The following is a 16,635-nucleotide window of genomic DNA, read 5'->3' as shown; positions in this document are numbered from 1 at the left end:
CTGCCCGACTTCACCTGGGAGCGCACCGACCGCGTGGACGCCCTGCGCGCCGCCGCCGGAGCCTGACCCCGCACCAGCCTCGGCCACCGTGCCGTACTCGCCGAAGGACATCCCCATGACCGAAACGACCCAGACCGCGCCGACCCTTGGCGTCATCGGCGGCAGCGGCTTCTACCAACTGCTCGAAGAAGCCGAGGAACTCACCGTCGACACGCCCTACGGGGCGCCGTCCGACACCATCGCGGTGGGCACGGTGGCCGGGCGCCGGGTGGCGTTCCTGCCCCGGCACGGGCGCACCCACGCCCACCCGCCGCACCGTATCAACTACCGGGCCAATCTCTGGGCCCTGCGCTCCCTGGGAGTGCGTCAGGTGCTCGCCCCCTGCGCGGTGGGGTCGCTGAGCCGCGACCACGGCCCCGGTGCCGTCGTCGTACCGGATCAGCTCGTGGACCGCACCAGCGGGCGGACCCAGACCTTCTTCGAACAGGGAGCGCTGCATGTGCCCTTCGCGGACCCGTACTGCCCCGACGGACGGGGCGCCGTCCTCAAGGGCGCGGCGGCCGTCGGAGCGGACGCGCACGACGGCGGCACCATGGTGGTCGTCGAGGGACCCCGGTTCTCCACCCGCGCCGAGTCCCAGTGGTACGCGGCGGCCGGCTGGTCGCTGGTCAACATGACCGGCCACCCGGAGGCCGTCCTGGCCCGGGAACTCGCCCTCTGCTACACGTCGGTCGCTCTGGTCACCGACTACGACGCGGGACTGGACGTCGGTGAGGGCGTGCAACAGGACGCCGTCTTCGAGGTGTTCGCGCGTAACTCGGCCCGCATGCGGGAGATCGTCCTGGAGACGCTCCGGCGGCTGCCGGAGCAGCGGATGTGCCCGTGCCCCGGTTCCCTCGCCGGAATGGATCTCCCCTTCGAGCTGCCGTGAGCCGGCCGGCCCGCGCCCCGCGCCGGGAGGACGCAACCGTCAGCCGAAGTACTTCTGCGCCTCCCGCACGCCCCGGGCCAACGCCTCCACCTCCTCGGGTGTGTTGTAGACGTAGAAGCTCGCCCGGGTCGTCGCCGGGACGCCGAAACGCTGGTTGAGGGGGCGGGCACAGTGGTGGCCGACGCGGACGGCCACCCCGAGTTCGTCGAGCACCTGCCCGACGTCGTGGGCGTGGATCCCCTCCACGGCGAAGGCGACGGTGGCGCCGCGGTCCGCCACGGTCCGCGGCCCGATGACGGACACGCCGGGGATGCCGGACAGGAGCGCCAGCGCCTGCTCGGTGAGTTCGTCCTCGTGCCGCTTGACCTCCTCCATCCCCAGTGCCGTGAGGTAGTCCACGGCCGCGGCCAGACCGACCGCCTGCGCCGTCATGGGCACCCCGGCCTCGAAGCGCTGCGGTGGCGGCAGATACGTGGACCGCTCCATGGTGACGACCTCGATCATGGAGCCGCCGGTCAGGAACGGCGGCATCTGCGCGAGCAGGCGGCGCCGGCCCCACAGGACACCGACGCCGCCGGGGGCGAGCATCTTGTGCCCGGAGAAGACCAGGAAGTCGGCGCCGAGGGCCGTCACGTCGACGGGGCGGTGCGGCACCGACTGGGCCGCGTCCAGAAGGACGAGCGCGCCGACCCGCCTGGCCCGCTCGGCGATCAGCTCGACCGGGTTGACCGTGCCCAGGACGTTGGACTGGTGCGTCAGCGCCACGATGGCGGTGTCCTCGGTGATCAGGTCGTCGATCGACGTCAGGTCCAGCCTGCCCTCGTCGGTCAACGGGAACCAGTCGAGCGTCGCCCCGGTCCGCCGGGCGAGTTCCTGCCACGGCACCAGGTTGGCGTGGTGCTCCATCTCGCTGACCACGATCCGCTTCCCGGCCGCGACGGTGCCGGCGGTGCCCAGCGCGTAGGCCACGAGGTTGATGCCCTCCGTGGCGTTCTTGACGAACACCACCTCGTCGGGCTCGGCCCCGATGAACCCGGCCACGGTGGCCCGCGCCGCCTCGTAGATCTCGGTGGCTTCCTCGGCGAGCTGGTGGGCGCCCCGGTGCACGGCGGCGTTGTACTGAAGGTAGAAGTCGCGCTCGGCGTCCAGTACCTGGACCGGTTTCTGGGAAGTGGCCGCGGAGTCCAGGTAGACCAGCGGGGCGCCGCCGCGCAGCACCCGGCCGAGAATGGGAAAGTCCGCCCTGATTCGCCGCACGTCGAGCCCGAGGCTCGTCTCACCCGCTGACACGCTCACGTCCTATCGCCCTTCCTCCGTTTACCTAACGGAATCTACATCATTTCGCTGTTAGGAAGGGGTGTCGTCGGGCCGGGTCATGCCGCCATCACGGCGGTGATCGACGCCGGTCGTCACGCTTGGTTACTATGCTCAGTTCATACCGGACGCCGGAAGCAGGCGAATCAGCGTTGGGACCTTTGAAGATGCTCAGAGAGATCACCGCCACCCGCTACGTCGCCCCCCTGCGGTCCGGCGGTTCCGTACCCGGCATCGTCGAGGCCGACGACCTCGGCACGTACGTCGTGAAGTTCACCGGTTCGGCGCAGGGCCACAAGGCGCTGGTCGCCGAGATCATCGTCGGCGAGCTGGCCCGCGCGCTCGGCCTGCGTTTCCCGGAACTCGTCCTCGTCCGCTTCGACCCCGCCATCGCCGCCGCGGAACCGCACCAGGAGGTGCGCGAGCTGCACAGTGCCAGCGCGGGCGTCAATCTCGGCATGGACTTTCTGCCGGGCGCCCGGGACTTCACCCCGGAGATCGCCAGGACCTTCCCGGTGGACCCGCTGGAGGCCGGCCGGATCGTCTGGCTGGACGCGCTCACCGTCAACGTCGACCGTACGGTCCACAGCTCCAACCTGATGGTCTGGCCCACGCTCGGCACCGCGCCCGCGCGGCTGTGGCTCATCGACCACGGTGCCGCCCTGGTCTTCCACCACCGCTGGGACACCACGGACCCCGGCCGCAGGTACGACTTCCGGCACCACGCCCTCGGCCACTACGGCCCCGACGTGCGCGCCGCCGACGCCGAACTGGCACCCCGGGTGACGCGGGAGCTGCTGCGTTCGATCGCCGCCCGGGTGCCGGACGCCTGGCTCGCCGAGGAGGCCGGGTTCGCCACGCCCGACGACGTCCGCGACGCCTACGTCGGTTACCTGCTGGACCGGGTCCGCCTCTCGGCCGAGTGGCTGCCCACCGACTTCCCGAGCCGCGAGGAGATGGCGGCCGAGGAGGCCGCCCGTACGGCGAAGACACAAGCGGGCCGCCCGGACTGGCTGAAGCGGGTCCCCGACCTGCACGGCAAGCCGGCGGCGGAACAGGATTGGTCGGTGCACCTCGGATGACCCATCGCGTACAGATCGAGTACTGCACCCAGTGCCGCTGGCTGCCCCGCGCGGCCTGGCTGGCGCAGGAGCTGCTCACCACCTTCGAGACCGAGCTGGCCGAGCTGTCGCTCAAGCCCGGCACCGGAGGCGTCTTCGTGGTCCGGGTGAACGGCGAGGTCGTCTGGGACCGCCGCGAACAGGGCTTCCCGGAGCCCACGGCGGTCAAGCGCCTGGTACGCGGCCGAGTGGCCCCGGGCAGAACCCTGGGCCACTCGGAACGTCAGGCGTGAGGCGGGTCAGCCCTTGAGCTGTCGGTAGGCCGGCAGGGTGAGGAAGTCGGCGTAGTCCTCGTCCAGCGAGACCCGCAGCAGCAGGTCGTGCGCCTCCTGCCAGTGGCCGGCCGCGAAGGACTCCTCGCCGAGTTCCTTGCGGATGGCGTCCAGTTCCTCGGCGGCGACCTTGCGGGCCAGCTCCGGCGTGGCCCTTTCGCCGTTCTCGAACTCGACGCCGGCGTTGATCCACTGCCAGATCTGCGAGCGGGAGATCTCGGCGGTGGCCGCGTCCTCCATCAGGTTGAAGATGGCGACCGCGCCGAGCCCGCGCAGCCATGCCTCGATGTAGCGGATGCCCACCTGGACGGCGTTGACCAGACCGTTGTACGTCGGCCTGGCGTCCAGCGAATCGACGGCGATCAGCTCGGCGGCCTCGACGTGGACGTCCTCGCGCAGCCGGTCCTTCTGGTTCGGCCGGTCCCCGAGGACCTTGTCGAAGGACTCCATGGCGATCGGCACGAGGTCGGGGTGGGCGACCCAGGAGCCGTCGAAACCGTCGCTCGCCTCACGGTCCTTGTCGGCGCGGACCTTCTCGAAGGCGACCTTGTTGACCTCGGCGTCCCGGCGGGACGGGATGAAGGCCGCCATGCCGCCGATGGCGTGCGCGCCGCGCTTGTGGCAGGTGCGGACGAGGAGTTCGGTGTACGCCCGCATGAACGGGGCCGTCATGGTGACCGCGTTGCGGTCCGGCAGGACGAACTTGGCGCCGCCGTCACGGAAGTTCTTCACGATGGAGAACAGGTAGTCCCAGCGGCCGGCGTTCAGGCCCGAGGCGTGGTCGCGGAGTTCGTAGAGGATCTCCTCCATCTCGTACGCGGCCGTGATGGTCTCGATCAGCACGGTGGCGCGGACGGTGCCCTGCGGGATGCCGACGTAGTCCTGCGCGAAGACGAACACGTCGTTCCACAGCCGCGCTTCGAGGTGCGACTCGGTCTTGGGCAGGTAGAAGTACGGGCCCTTGCCGAGGTCCAGCAGCCGCTGGGCGTTGTGGAAGAAGTACAGGCCGAAGTCGACCAGGGCACCCGGCACCGGCTTGCCGTCGGCGTCGGCCAGATGACGCTCGTCCAGGTGCCAGCCGCGCGGGCGCATGACGACGGTCGCCAGCTCCTCGTCCGGCCGCAGGGCGTACGACTTGCCGGTGCGCTCGTCGGTGAAGTCGATGTTGCGGGTATAGGCGTCGATCAGGTTGACCTGGCCGAGGACGACGTTCTCCCAGGTGGGCGCGGAGGCGTCCTCGAAGTCGGCGAGCCAGACCCTGGCACCCGAGTTGAGCGCGTTGATGGTCATCTTGCGGTCGGTGGGACCGGTGATCTCGACGCGCCGGTCGTTCAGCGCGGCCGGGGCCGGGGCGACCTTCCAGGAGTCGTCCGCGCGGATCGCGGCCGTCTCGGGGAGGAAGTCGAGCGTGGAGGTGCGGGCGATCTCGGCGCGGCGCTCGGCCCGGCGGGCCAGGAGTTCGTCACGGCGCGGGGTGAACCGCCGGTGCAGCTCCGCCACGAAGGCGAGCGCCGCGTCCGTGAGGACCTCTTCCTGCCGGGGCAGGGGCTCGGCGTCGACGATGGCCAGCGGGGACGGCGCTGGTGCGGACATGAGCTGTCACTTCCTTCAGCGGTGGCACCGGGTGCCAAGTGGAACGAATAGGACAGTCGGCGCCCGCTGTGCGGTCAGGCGCTTCTGAACAGTGGATAGTAGTTTCCTCATCGTGGAACTTCAAGGTCTGTTGATGTCGAGATTCTCTGGGTCGAGGCAAGGTGGCGCTCGGTGCCACCCCGTTCACTCCAGGTGGCTCAGGTCGGCCTCGGTGTCGATGTCGTACGGCTCGGCGACGTCCCCGCACTCCACGAGCCGGATCTCCGCCTCGTGCGCCGTGAGGTAGGCGCGCGCCCCGCGGTCCCCGACGGCCGTCTCCTCGATGCCCGCCCAGTGCGCGGCGCCGAACAGCACGGGGTGCCCGCGCAGCCCGTCGTAGGCGGCGGAGACCAGCGATTTCTCGTCCTCGTAAGCGCCGAGCACCCGGGCCACCGCGGCCGGTCCGATGCCGGGCTGGTCGACCAGGGCGACCAGGGCCGCGCGTGCCCCCGTACCCGCGAGCGAGGCAAGCCCCGCGCGCAGCGAGGAGCCCATGCCCTGGGCCCAGTCCGGGTTGTCCACCAGCACACAGCCGGCCAGGTCCGCACGGCTTCGCACCTCGTCCGAACCGGCTCCCAGTACCACGTGCAGCCGCCCGCACCCCGCGGCCCGCAGCACCGCGACCGCGTGCTCGACCAGGGGGCGCCCCCGGTGCGGCAGCAGTGCCTTGGGGCGTCCGCCGAGCCTTCTGCCGCCGCCGGCGGCGAGCAGCAGCCCCGCGACATCCCTCTGAGGATCCTGGTTGTCCGTCATGGGTCCTGCATACCCGACGGCGGCGGAACCGGCCGGTTTTCCCGGCGCCGATTCCGTTGGGCTGAATTTCGGTCCGCACTGTGGCGCTCCCGCACGCGGTGGCGTTTACTGGCCCGCGCACAACGGAGTGTCAGGGGGGAGGGCCGTGTTGCGGAGCTTGGGGCAGAGGCCGGTGACCGGCAGCGACGAGGATCCGAGGGTGGCGGAACTGCGGACCGCGGTGTCCCGGCTGCGCCGCGAACTCGCCGCGTTACCGGCGGACTTCCCCGACCGGGCGATAGCCGAGGACGAACTGGCGGCGATGGCCGCGATGGCCGCCGGCGGCCTTCCGGAGATCCCGCGTCTGCGCAGCTCTCTGCTGCTGGTCGCGGGCGCGATCGGCTCGGTCAGCGCGCTGGCGCGTGGCCTGCGAGGCGTGCGGGAGGCGGTGGAACTGTTCGGGCAGCCGCCGCTGCGGGGCTGAGCGCCCGTCCGGGAGTACGGGGCGGCACGGCGCGGCCACCACGGGGCCGGCGGCGTGCCGAGAGCACGCACCTGACGCCGCGAGGCCGCCCTCCGGGCGGCGACGGGAATTGTCGGACGGGCCCTAGGCGCCCGAGCTCGCCAGTGCCTGGGACAGTTCCACGGCGACGTGCTGGAGCATGGGCACGATCTTCTCGGTCGCAGCTTCCGTCACCCGGCCGGCCGGTCCGGAGATCGAGATCGCGGCCGCCGTCGGGCTGTCCGGGACGGACACCGCGAGACAGCGCACCCCGATCTCCTGCTCGTTGTCGTCCACGGCGTACCCCAGCCGCCGTACGTCGTCCAGGGCCGCGAGGAACCCCTCGGGCGTGGTGATCGTCTTCTCCGTGGCCGCCGGCATCCCGGTGCGGGAGAGCAGTGCCCGCACCTCCGCGTCCGGTACCCCGGCGAGCAGCGCCTTGCCCACGCCGGTCGAGTGCGGAAGCACCCGCCGTCCCACTTCCGTGAACATCCGCATCGAGTGCTTCGAGGGCACCTGGGCCACGTAGACGATCTCGTCGCCGTCCAGCAGCGCCATGTTCGCGGTCTCGCCGGTCTCCTCCACCAGCCGGGCCAGGTACGGCCGCGCCCAGGTGCCGAGCAGCCGGGAGGCGGACTCGCCGAGCCGGATCAGCCGGGGCCCGAGCGCGTAGCGCCGGTTGGCCTGCTGGCGCACGTAACCGCAGGCGACCAGGGTGCGCATCAGCCGGTGGATGGTCGGCAGCGGCAGCCCGCTGGTCGCGGACAGTTCACTCAGGCCCACCTCGCCGCCCGCGTCCGCCATCCGCTCGAGCAGGTCGAAGGCGCGCTCCAGGGACTGCACCCCGCCGGCGGCGGAGGGCTTGGCGGAGTCGGTGGTGCTGGCGCTGGACGTCGGCACGGCGCGTTCCTTTCGGGACAGGCGAGAGGGCAGAAGCCTACCCGGCGGTCGGTTGACTCCCTGCTTGTACGTAGCTACGTTCTGCTTGACGGAATTCTAATTCCGCTTTGTGGAAACGTCTAGAGGTGCCGCTCTGGCGTCCCGTCCGGAAGTGTGCCCCTTGACGACGGAGAAGTGGGAGTGAAGACTCCTTCAACAGAACGTTGAAATCCGTTACGTGGGTGTAAATCCCGTTTCCTGGACGTAAAACGGTGGAGCAGAGAGGGGTTCGGGTGTCCGACGCTGAACTGGTGCTGCGCTCGACGCGCGTGATCACTCCGGAAGGGACCCGGGCCGCCACGGTCACCGTGGCCGCCGGGAAGATCACGGCGGTCCTGCCGTACGACGCCGAGGTCCCGGCCGGGGCCCGGCTGGAGGATGTCGGCGACCACGTCCTGCTGCCCGGCCTGGTCGACACCCACGTGCACGTGAACGACCCGGGCCGCACCGAGTGGGAGGGCTTCTGGACCGCCACCCGCGCGGCGGCGGCCGGCGGCATCACCACCCTGATCGACATGCCGCTCAACTCCCTGCCGCCGACCACCACGGTCGAGAACCTGCGGACCAAGCAGGACGTGGCCCGGGACAAGGCGCACGTCGACGTCGGCTTCTGGGGCGGCGCCCTGCCCGACAACGTCAAGGACCTGCGCCCGCTGCACGACGCCGGCGTCTTCGGCTTCAAGTCCTTCCTGTCGCCGTCCGGCGTGGAGGAGTTCCCCCACCTGGACCAGGACCAGCTGGCCCGGTCCCTGGCGGAGATCGCCGGGTTCGACGGACTGCTCATCGTGCACGCCGAGGACGCGCACCACCTGGCCGCGGCCCCGCAGCAGGGCGGCCCGAAGTACGCCGACTTCCTCGCCTCCCGGCCGCGCGACGCCGAGGACACGGCCATCGCGGCGCTCATCGCGCAGGCCCGGCGGCTGGGCGCCCGCGTGCACGTGCTGCACCTGTCCTCCGGCGACGCCCTGCCGCTGATCCGCGCGGCCCGCGCCGAGGGCGTCCGCGTCACCGTGGAGACCTGTCCGCACTACCTCACCCTCACCGCGGAGGAGGTCCCGGACGGCGCCAGCGAGTTCAAGTGCTGCCCGCCCATCCGCGAGGCCGCCAACCAGGACCTGCTGTGGGAGGCGCTGGCCGACGGCACCATCGACTGTGTCGTCACCGACCACTCGCCCTCCACGGCCGACCTGAAGACCGACGACTTCGCCACCGCGTGGGGCGGCATATCCGGCCTGCAGCTCAGCCTGTCCGCCGTGTGGACGGAAGCCCGCAGGCGCGGCCACGGCCTGGAGGACGTGGTCCGCTGGATGTCCGCACAGACCGCGGCCCTCGCCGGTCTCGGGCAGAAGGGCGCCATCGAGGCCGGCCGCGACGCCGACTTCGCCGTCCTCGCCCCCGACGAGACCTTCACCGTCGACCCCGCCGGCCTCCAGCACCGCAACCGCGTCACCGCCTACGCCGGCAAGACCCTGTACGGCGTGGTCAAGTCCACCTGGCTGCGCGGCGAACGCATCGTCGCCGACGGCGAGTTCACCGACCCGAAGGGCACGCTGCTCAGCCGCCCCCAGTGAGCCACCCCCCTGCCCGCGGCTTCGCCCCGGGCGGTGGACCCCATCCCGCACCCGCCGACTCCAGAAAGGACCCCCTGATCACCGTGACGGCGATACCCACCTTCACCGGCGACGCGAACCCCTACGGAGGCGGCGACCCGTACGCGGACTACCGCACCGCCGACTTCCCCTTCACCCAGTACGCCAACCTCGCCGACCGGCAGCTCGGCGCGGGTGTCATCGCCGCCAACGACGAGTTCTTCGCCCAGCGGGAGAACCTGCTGGTGCCCGAACGGGCCGAGTTCGACCCCGAGCACTTCGGCCACAAGGGCAAGATCATGGACGGCTGGGAGACCCGCCGCCGGCGCGGCGCCTCCGCCGAGCACCCGTGGCCGACCGCCGAGGACCACGACTGGGCGCTGGTCCGCCTCGGCGCGCCCGGAGTGATCCGCGGGATCGTCGTCGACACCGCCCACTTCCGCGGCAACTACCCGCAGGCGGTCTCCGTCGAGGGCGCCTGCGTACCCGGCTCGCCGTCCCCGGAGGAACTGCTGGGCGACGACGTGAAGTGGACGACCCTGGTCCCGCGCACCCCGGTCGGCGGGCACGCGGCGAACGGCTTCGCCGTCTCGGCCGAGCAGCGCTTCACCCACCTGCGGATCAACCAGCACCCCGACGGGGGCGTCGCCCGCCTGCGCGTGTACGGCGAGGTCGTCCCGGACCCCGAGTGGCTGGCGGTCCTCGGCACCTTCGACGTGGTCGCCCTGGAGAACGGCGGCCAGGTCGAGGACGCCTCCAACCTCTTCTACTCCCCGGCCACCAACACCATCCAGCCGGGCCGCTCCCGCAAGATGGACGACGGCTGGGAGACCCGGCGCCGTCGCGACCAGGGCAACGACTGGATCCGCTACCGGCTCGTCGCCCAGTCCCGGATCCGTGCGATCGAGATCGACACGGCCTACCTCAAGGGCAACAGCGCCGGCTGGGCGTCGGTCTCCGTGCGGGACGGCGAGGGCGGCGAGTGGACCGAGGTCCTCCCGCGCACCCGCCTGCAGCCCGACACCAACCACCGCTTCGTCCTGGCCGCCCCGGCGGTCGGCACGCACGCGCGGGTCGACATCTTCCCCGACGGCGGCATCTCGCGCCTGCGTCTGTTCGGCTCCCTGACCGAGCAGGGCGCGGGCGGTCTCGCCGCCCGTCACCAGGAGCTGGGCGGCTGATCCTCGCCCACGCGCGCGGGGGCGCCCCGGCCGGACAGCACCGGGGCGCCCCACGCGTCACCCGTCGTGAACTCCGTCGCGCCGCTCCGGAACTCTTCCCTCCACCTTCTGCGTTGTCTCCCACGTGACCCTTCAGCAAGAGATCGTCGGCACCGCCATGCAGATGGCGGTCGTCAACCTGCACCCCGGCCAGACCGTGTACTGCGAGGCCGGGAAGTTCCTGTTCAAGACGGCGAACGTGACCATGGAGACGCGGCTGTCCGGCCCGTCGAACAGCGGCGGGCAGCAGAGCGGCCCGGGCGGCGGCATGGGCGGCCTGCTGCGCCAGGCCATGGGCACCGCCATGCAGGTCGGCCAGCGCATGCTCGCCGGTGAGTCCCTGGCGTTCCAGTACTTCACCGCACAGGGCGGCGAGGGCACGGTCGGCTTCGCCGGAGTGCTCCCCGGCGAGATGCGGGCCCTGGAGCTCGACGGCACGCGCGCGTGGTTCGCCGAGAAGGACGCCTTCGTGGCCGCCGAGTCGACCGTCGACTTCGGTATCGCCTTCGCGGGCGGCCGGACCGGCATGAGCGGCGGCGAGGGCTTCATCCTGGAGAAGTTCACCGGGCACGGCACGGTGATCATCGCCGGCGCGGGCAACTTCATCGATCTGAACCCGGCGGACTTCGGCGGCCGTATCGAGGTCGACACCGGCTGTGTGGTCGCCTTCGAGGAGGGCATCCAGTACGGCGTCCAGCGCGTCGGCGGCCTCAACCGCCAGGGGATCATGAACGCCGTCTTCGGCGGCGAGGGCCTGTCCCTGGCCACCCTGGAGGGCAACGGCCGGGTGATCCTGCAGTCCCTCACCATCGAGGGCCTGGCCAACGCCCTGAAGAAGGCCCAGGGCGGCGACAAGCAGGGCCCGACGGGCGGACTGTTCTCGACACACGCCGGCTGAACCGGCGAATCGCCGGCCGGGGCGGGGTCCGAGGTGCTGACAGCGGACCCCGCTCCGAGCTCAGCAGCCGAAGTCGATCGGCCTGAACGTGACGTAGTGGTCGGAGGTGTAGTAGTCCTCCTCGTACTTCTGGCCGGTCACGATGCGCCGTGCTCCGCGCGTGCTGGAACCCGGGGTGATCACCGTGTACTCGTGGTAGTAGCCCGAGGACTGACGGGGGAGGACGCCTTCGCGGTTCTGGAAGACGCTGCCGTCCTGCGAGTACGGGAAGGGGCCGCCCTGGTCGATCAGGTCGAGCGTGTCGTACGCCTGCGAGGGGAGGGCGCTCTGGCAGATGCTGCCGACCGCGGCGTTCGCCGTGGTCGCGGAGACGGTGCCGCCGACGAGGAGGGCGGACAGGACGGCGGCTGCCGCGCCGATGCGGGTGATGCTGTGGGGGATTCTCATGGCCTCATCGTGACGCGCGTAGACGATGGCATGTCAATGTCAAACATGCAGGGTTTCCCGGTACGTCCGAGGTGTTTTCCGGCCGTTCACCGAAGCCCCGCCATCGCCACGCGGCCCTCACAGAACGGGCCGCCTCGGCCGAACGGGCCGCCGGGCGGGCGCGCGTCGCCGAAAGGCTGCGCCCACGCCGGCGCGCGGCGCCGGAAGTCGGCGGCGCCGCGACTTTGGTCGGTGGCTCCGGGCGGTTGGTCGGCGATCCGGGCCGCAAGGCGGCGGCGGGGCGCGGTTCGTGCGTAGATTTGGCGACCGTGAGCGATGACGAGCAGGCGCGGGCGCCGATACAGTTCGCGGGCCGCCGGTGGCTGTTCCCGTCTGCGCTGGTGCACGAACTGGATCCGGACTCCGGCGCCTTCGACCGGCGCCCCCGGCGCACGGCGCGCGACTGGGTCGTCGACATCTCCTGCTTCCTCCTGGCCGTCGGCATCGGCCTGGCGGCGGCACAGTCCCTGCCCGAGAAACCCGGCCTGCCGCACTCCCTCGTCGTCCTCGACCAGACGCTGGGCGCCCTGTCCTGCGGGGCGGTCTGGCTGCGCCGCCGGTGGCCGGCCGGGCTCGCCGCCGCGCTGGTCCCGGTCGGCCTGCTGTCCGACAGCTCGGGCGGCGCGGCGATGGTCGCCCTGTTCACCCTCGCCGTGCACCGGCCCTTCCGGTACGTGGCCTGGATCGGCGGCGTCGATCTCGCGCTGGTCCCGCTCTTCTACTGGTGGCGCCCCGATCCCGACCTGCCCTACCTCGTGGTCGTCCTCTTCACCACGCTGTTCACCGTCTCGATCACCGGCTGGGGCATGTTCGTCCGCTCCAAGCGGATGCTGATGCTGAGCCTCAGGGACCGCGCGCACCGGGCCGAGACCGAGGCGCGGCTGCGGGCCGAGCAGGCGCAGCGACTGGCCCGCGAGGCCATCGCCCGCGAGATGCACGACGTGCTCGCGCACCGGCTCACCCTGCTCAGCGTGCACGCGGGCGCCCTGGAGTTCCGGCCGGACGCGTCCCGCGAGGAGATCGCGCGGGCCGCCGGGGTGATCCGGGAGAGCTCCCACGAGGCCCTGCAGGATCTGCGGGAGATCATCGGCGTCCTGCGGGCCGGCGAGTCCGACGAGTCGTCCGGCGGACGCCCCCAGCCGACACTGGCCGCGCTGGACGCGCTCGTCGCCGAGTGCCGCGCGGCCGGCATGAAGGTCACCCTCGACCACCGCGTCGCCGACCCGGCCGCCGTCCCCGCCTCCGTCGGCCGCACCGCCTACCGCATCGCCCAGGAGGCCCTGACCAACGCCCGCAAGCACGCTCCCGGCACCGAGGTCACGGTCCGCCTCACCGGCGCCCCCGGCGACGGTCTGACGGTCACCGTCACCAACCCCGCGCCGCCCGCCGAGGTCCCGCCCGTCCCCGGCTCCGGCCAGGGCCTGATCGGCCTCACGGAACGGGCCACGCTGACGGGGGGACACCTGGAACACGGCGCGTGCCCCGACGGGGGCTTCGAGGTGCGGGGGCGGCTGCCGTGGCCGCGGCCCTGAGGGCTCTCGTCCGTACGCACACTCCCGCGCGTACGGGCGCAGGGCAGCTCCTGGCCGTTTTCCCCGGCGCCCCGCACCCCGCTCCCCGACCGTGATTACGTGACCCCATGACTGCGACGCCGATCAGACTCCTCCTCGTGGACGACGACCCCCTGGTACGCGCCGGTCTGGCGCTGATGATCGGCGGGGCCGAGGACATCGAGGTCGTCGGGGAGGCCGCCGACGGCGCGGAGGCCGACGAACTCGTCCGGCGGACCAGGCCCGACGTCGTCCTGATGGACATCCGGATGCCGTCGGTGGACGGCATCACCGCGACGCGCCGGCTGCGCGCGCGGCCGGACGCCCCGCAGGTCGTGGTGCTCACCACGTTCCACGCCGACGAACAGGTGCTGCACGCCCTGCGTGCCGGCGCCGCCGGCTTCGTGCTGAAGGACACCCCGCCCGCCGAGATCGTCGACGCCGTGCGCCGGGTCGCCGCCGGCGACCCGGTCCTGTCGCCCGCCGTGACCCGTCAGCTCATGCGGCACGCGGCCGGTACCACCGCCGACGCCCGGCAGGCCCGCGCGCGCGAGCGCCTCGCCGTCCTCAACGACCGCGAACGCGAGGTCGCCGTCGCCGTCGGCCGCGGTCTCGCCAACGCCGGGATCGCCGCCGAACTGTTCATCAGTGTGGCCACCGTCAAAGCCCACGTGTCGCGCATCCTCGCCAAGCTCGGTCTCGACAACCGGGTCCAGATCGCGCTGCTCGCCTACGACGCGGGGCTGCTGGAGGACGACGGGCACTGACCGCACGCCGTACGCGTTGTCCGGGTACCGGCCGACGGCCGCGGCCTCGGGGAAGCTCGTAAGGGGAGGACATGCAACGAGTGATCGACCTGACCGAATCGGCCGACTTACTCCGCCGGGACCCGCACCCGGTCTACGCGCGCCTGCGCGATCAGGGCCCCGTCCACCGGGTCCGGCTCGCCACACCGGGAGGTGAATGGGAGACCTGGCTCGTCGTGGGGTACGCCGAGGCCCGGGCCGCCCTCGCCGACCACCGACTGGCCAAGGACATCGCCAAGGCCGGCGGCGTACCCATGGACGAGCAGCTGATCGGCAAGTACCTGCTCGTCGCCGACCCGCCGCAGCACACGCGCCTGCGCGGCCTCGTCGCGCGCGCGTTCACCATGCGGCGGGTCGAACAGCTGCGCCCGCGGATCCGGCAGATCACCGGCGGACTGCTCGACGGCATGCTGCCGCACGGCCGCGCCGACCTGATCGACTCCCTCGCCTACCCGCTGCCCATCACGGTCATCTGCGAGCTGCTCGGCGTGCCCAAGATGGACCGCGCGGAGTTCCGGGAGATCTCCACGGAGGTGGTCGCGCCCACCGACGCGGACACCGAGTACGCCGCGATCGTGCGCCTCGCCGAGTACCTCACCGGACTGATCGAGGACAAGCGCCGCGCCGGCCCCACGGACGATCTGCTCAGCGACCTCATCCGCACCACCGACGAGGACGGCGACCGGCTGTCCGCGCGCGAACTGCGGGGTATGGCCTTCCTCCTGCTCGTCGCGGGCCATGAGACCACGGTCAACCTCATCGGCAACGGCGTGCTCGCCCTGCTCACCCATCCCGATCAACTGGCCGCGCTGCGCGCCGACATGACGCTCCTCGACGCAGCGGTGGAGGAGACGCTGCGCTGGGAAGGGCCCGTGGAGAACGCCACCTACCGGTACGCCGCAGAGCCCCTGGAGATCGCGGGCACCGACATCGCGCAGGGCGACGACGTGCTGATCGGCCTCACCGCCGCCCAGCGCGACGGCGCCCGCTACGCCGACCCGGACCGCTTCGACATCCGCCGCGACACCCGCGGTCATCTCGCCTTCGGCCACGGCATCCACTACTGCCTGGGTGCGCCCCTGGCCCGCCTGGAGGCCAGGATCGCGATCGGCACCCTCTTGGAGCGTGCCCCCGGGCTCGCCCTGGACGGCGAACCGGGGGAGTGGCTCCCGGGCGTGCTGATGAGAGGCGTACGGAGCCTGCCGGTGCGGTGGTAGCGACCGCACCCGCCCGGCCCGCCGTCCGCCGCCGGGAGCGGTGGCGGACGGCGGACCGCGCGGGGACCGACACGCCGGGCCGCCGTCGCGGACGGGGACACGGTCGACCAGCCGCACGACGGCTGGGGGCCTACGTGTGCTGTTCAGGCGTGAGATGCCGGTTCGCCCCGGACACGGCGCACGACGGCTGTGGACCCTGGACCTGGTGTCCGGGCGTGCGGGGCGGCCGGGCCGGGACGTGGGGTCCAGGTCCAGGTGGGTGAGCGCGGTCGGGCCCGGACGTGGTGTCCGGGCTGCGGTGGCCGTCGGCCCAGGGGCGCGGTCGTCAGCCGTACGACGGTCCCGCCCGGTCCGGGACCTCCGCCAGGGCCACCGGACGCCGGTCGCGGCGGGAGATCTCGCAGGCCTCGGCGATGCGCAGCGCCTGCAACGCCTCACGGCCGTCGCACGGGTTGGGCCGCTCGCCCCGCACCACTTCCACGAAGGCGTTCAGCTCGGCCTCGTAGGCGGGCCCGAACCGCTCCAGGAACCCCGTCCACGGCTTGTCCGCGGGCGGTGGCCCGGTCGGTTCGGTGGACGCGAGGGGCGTACGGTCGTCCAGGCCCACCACCACCGTGTCCCGTTCCCCGGCAAGCTCCATGCGGACGTCGTACCCCGCGCCGTTCAGCCGGGTCGCCGTCGCCGTGGCCAGGGTGCCGTCGTCCAGGGTGAGCAGCGCCGCGCCCGTGTCGACGTCACCGGCCTCGCGGAACATCGCGGGACCGTGGTCCGATCCCGTGGCGTAGACGTCGGTCACCTCCCGGCCCGTCACCCAGCGCAGCACGTCGAAGTCGTGGATCAGCGTGTCCCGGAACAGGCCGCCGGACAGCGGCAGCCACTGTGCCGGGGGCGGGGACTCGTCGCAGGTCATGGCGCGTACGGTGTGCAGCCGGCCGAGCCGCCCCGTGGCCACGGCCTCCCGGGCGCCGGCGTAGCCCGCGTCGAACCGCCGCTGGAAGCCCATCTGCAGCACCGTCCCGGCCGCCTCCACCTCGGCGAGCGCGTGCAGCGTGCCCGGCAGGTCCAGCGCGATGGGCTTCTCGCAGAAGACGGGCAGGCCGGAGCGGGCCGCCCGGCCGATCAGCTCGGCGTGGGCCGCGGTCGCCGTGGTGATCACCACCGCGTCCACGCCCCACGTGAAGATCTCGTCCACGCCCGGCGCCGCCGTCTCGCCCAGCCGGTGCGCCAGTTCCTGCGCCCGCGCCGGATCCACGTCGGTGAGGATCAAGGAGCCGACCTCGCGGTGACGGCTGAGCGTCCTCGCGTGAAGGGTGCCGATGCGGCCCGTACCGATGACCCCGATGCGCATGGAAACAAAGTGAGGGTGGACCCCGTACGCTGTCAATGCGTATGTCCGGACAACCGGACTACACAACTTCCCGTCAAC

General features: G+C 72.1%; 16 protein-coding genes. 10 read left to right on the top strand and 6 right to left on the bottom strand.

Annotated features, from left to right (window positions below):
- The first annotated feature begins 115 nt into the window (after nucleotides 1-115).
- Nucleotides 116-931 (top strand): S-methyl-5'-thioadenosine phosphorylase, encoded by an 816-nt coding sequence (locus AB0B40_RS11145; RefSeq protein WP_345047952.1) that lies wholly within the window; start codon nucleotides 116-118, stop codon nucleotides 929-931.
- A gap of 39 nt (nucleotides 932-970) precedes the next feature.
- On the opposite strand, the gene AB0B40_RS11140 is transcribed toward AB0B40_RS11145, so the two are convergent.
- Nucleotides 971-2,227: a cysteine desulfurase gene (locus AB0B40_RS11140; protein ID WP_345047951.1), complete on the bottom strand. Its 1,257-nt coding sequence runs from the start codon at nucleotides 2,225-2,227 to the stop codon at nucleotides 971-973.
- A gap of 185 nt (nucleotides 2,228-2,412) precedes the next feature.
- On the opposite strand from AB0B40_RS11140, the gene AB0B40_RS11135 reads away from it, so the two are divergent.
- Nucleotides 2,413-3,327 (top strand): HipA family kinase, encoded by a 915-nt coding sequence (locus AB0B40_RS11135; RefSeq protein WP_345047959.1) that lies wholly within the window; start codon nucleotides 2,413-2,415, stop codon nucleotides 3,325-3,327.
- Nucleotides 3,324-3,599, top strand: coding sequence for a SelT/SelW/SelH family protein (locus tag AB0B40_RS11130; protein ID WP_362263750.1), 276 nt, complete (start codon nucleotides 3,324-3,326; stop codon nucleotides 3,597-3,599). The genes AB0B40_RS11135 and AB0B40_RS11130 overlap by 4 nt, the downstream gene beginning before the upstream one ends.
- Before the next feature lie 6 nt (nucleotides 3,600-3,605).
- Here AB0B40_RS11130 and aceB read toward each other — a convergent pair whose 3' ends face one another.
- Both aceB and AB0B40_RS11120 read right to left on the bottom strand, forming a co-directional pair.
- Complete coding sequence (gene aceB / locus AB0B40_RS11125; protein ID WP_362263749.1) at nucleotides 3,606-5,231, bottom strand: malate synthase A; 1,626 nt, start codon at nucleotides 5,229-5,231, stop codon at nucleotides 3,606-3,608.
- A 183-nt stretch (nucleotides 5,232-5,414) separates the two neighbouring features.
- The gene (locus AB0B40_RS11120) at nucleotides 5,415-6,023 is read right to left on the bottom strand and encodes a nucleotidyltransferase family protein (RefSeq protein WP_345047945.1); all 609 of its coding nucleotides are present in this window, start codon (nucleotides 6,021-6,023) and stop codon (nucleotides 5,415-5,417) included.
- Between the two features lie 145 nt (nucleotides 6,024-6,168).
- On the opposite strand from AB0B40_RS11120, the gene AB0B40_RS11115 reads away from it, so the two are divergent.
- A complete protein-coding gene (locus AB0B40_RS11115; protein WP_345047944.1) occupies nucleotides 6,169-6,486 on the top strand; it encodes a DUF5955 family protein in 318 nt (105 codons plus the stop codon).
- Nucleotides 6,487-6,609: 123 nt separating this feature from the next.
- On the opposite strand, the gene AB0B40_RS11110 is transcribed toward AB0B40_RS11115, so the two are convergent.
- Entirely contained in the window at nucleotides 6,610-7,404 is a 795-nt protein-coding gene (locus tag AB0B40_RS11110; protein WP_345047942.1) for an IclR family transcriptional regulator, read from the bottom strand.
- Between the two features lie 272 nt (nucleotides 7,405-7,676).
- On the opposite strand from AB0B40_RS11110, the gene allB reads away from it, so the two are divergent.
- The 3 genes from allB to AB0B40_RS11095 all read left to right on the top strand — a co-directional run bounded on the left by allB (nucleotide 7,677) and on the right by AB0B40_RS11095 (nucleotide 11,150).
- Nucleotides 7,677-9,014, top strand: coding sequence for an allantoinase AllB (allB, locus tag AB0B40_RS11105; protein WP_362263748.1), 1,338 nt, complete (start codon nucleotides 7,677-7,679; stop codon nucleotides 9,012-9,014).
- Between the two features lie 83 nt (nucleotides 9,015-9,097).
- A complete protein-coding gene (gene alc / locus AB0B40_RS11100) occupies nucleotides 9,098-10,213 on the top strand; it encodes an allantoicase (protein ID WP_345047939.1) in 1,116 nt (371 codons plus the stop codon).
- Nucleotides 10,214-10,337: 124 nt separating this feature from the next.
- Nucleotides 10,338-11,150 (top strand): AIM24 family protein, encoded by an 813-nt coding sequence (locus AB0B40_RS11095; RefSeq protein WP_362263747.1) that lies wholly within the window; start codon nucleotides 10,338-10,340, stop codon nucleotides 11,148-11,150.
- A 60-nt stretch (nucleotides 11,151-11,210) separates the two neighbouring features.
- On the opposite strand, the gene AB0B40_RS11090 is transcribed toward AB0B40_RS11095, so the two are convergent.
- Nucleotides 11,211-11,597 carry a ribonuclease domain-containing protein gene (locus tag AB0B40_RS11090; RefSeq protein ID WP_362263746.1) on the bottom strand — a complete coding sequence of 129 codons (387 nt, stop codon included), beginning with the start codon at nucleotides 11,595-11,597 and terminating at the stop codon, nucleotides 11,211-11,213.
- A 308-nt stretch (nucleotides 11,598-11,905) separates the two neighbouring features.
- Here AB0B40_RS11090 and AB0B40_RS11085 point away from each other — a divergent pair, with 308 nt between their 5' ends.
- From AB0B40_RS11085 to AB0B40_RS11075, 3 genes are all read left to right on the top strand, one after another.
- The gene (locus AB0B40_RS11085) at nucleotides 11,906-13,168 is read left to right on the top strand and encodes a histidine kinase (RefSeq protein WP_362263745.1); all 1,263 of its coding nucleotides are present in this window, start codon (nucleotides 11,906-11,908) and stop codon (nucleotides 13,166-13,168) included.
- 107 nt (nucleotides 13,169-13,275) lie between these two features.
- Nucleotides 13,276-13,953, top strand: coding sequence for a response regulator transcription factor (locus AB0B40_RS11080; RefSeq protein ID WP_345047934.1), 678 nt, complete (start codon nucleotides 13,276-13,278; stop codon nucleotides 13,951-13,953).
- A gap of 71 nt (nucleotides 13,954-14,024) precedes the next feature.
- Entirely contained in the window at nucleotides 14,025-15,209 is a 1,185-nt protein-coding gene (locus AB0B40_RS11075) for a cytochrome P450 (RefSeq protein WP_362263744.1), read from the top strand.
- A gap of 325 nt (nucleotides 15,210-15,534) precedes the next feature.
- Here AB0B40_RS11075 and AB0B40_RS11070 read toward each other — a convergent pair whose 3' ends face one another.
- The gene (locus tag AB0B40_RS11070) at nucleotides 15,535-16,557 is read right to left on the bottom strand and encodes a Gfo/Idh/MocA family oxidoreductase (RefSeq protein ID WP_345047932.1); all 1,023 of its coding nucleotides are present in this window, start codon (nucleotides 16,555-16,557) and stop codon (nucleotides 15,535-15,537) included.
- Nucleotides 16,558-16,635: the final 78 nt, after the last annotated feature.

This window comes from Streptomyces sp. NPDC042638, assembly GCF_040647235.1.
Taxonomy (GTDB): domain Bacteria; phylum Actinomycetota; class Actinomycetes; order Streptomycetales; family Streptomycetaceae; genus Streptomyces; species Streptomyces rameus.
The sequence above is the reverse complement of the archived record's forward strand: the minus strand, read 5'-3'. Positions and strand labels throughout refer to the sequence as shown.

What these genes read in the sequence shown, in the direction of transcription:
- AB0B40_RS11145 (WP_345047952.1), top strand. Translation starts at nt 116, where the DNA reads ATGACCGAAACGACCCAGACCGCGCCGACCCTTGGCGTCATCGGCGGC.
- AB0B40_RS11135 (WP_345047959.1), top strand. Translation starts at nt 2,413, where the DNA reads ATGCTCAGAGAGATCACCGCCACCCGCTACGTCGCCCCCCTGCGGTCC.
- AB0B40_RS11130 (WP_362263750.1), top strand. Translation starts at nt 3,324, where the DNA reads ATGACCCATCGCGTACAGATCGAGTACTGCACCCAGTGCCGCTGGCTG.
- aceB (WP_362263749.1), bottom strand. Translation starts at nt 5,231, where the DNA reads ATGTCCGCACCAGCGCCGTCCCCGCTGGCCATCGTCGACGCCGAGCCC.
- AB0B40_RS11120 (WP_345047945.1), bottom strand. Translation starts at nt 6,023, where the DNA reads ATGACGGACAACCAGGATCCTCAGAGGGATGTCGCGGGGCTGCTGCTC.
- AB0B40_RS11090 (WP_362263746.1), bottom strand. Translation starts at nt 11,597, where the DNA reads ATGAGAATCCCCCACAGCATCACCCGCATCGGCGCGGCAGCCGCCGTC.
- AB0B40_RS11080 (WP_345047934.1), top strand. Translation starts at nt 13,276, where the DNA reads ATGACTGCGACGCCGATCAGACTCCTCCTCGTGGACGACGACCCCCTG.
- AB0B40_RS11075 (WP_362263744.1), top strand. Translation starts at nt 14,025, where the DNA reads ATGCAACGAGTGATCGACCTGACCGAATCGGCCGACTTACTCCGCCGG.
- AB0B40_RS11070 (WP_345047932.1), bottom strand. Translation starts at nt 16,557, where the DNA reads ATGCGCATCGGGGTCATCGGTACGGGCCGCATCGGCACCCTTCACGCG.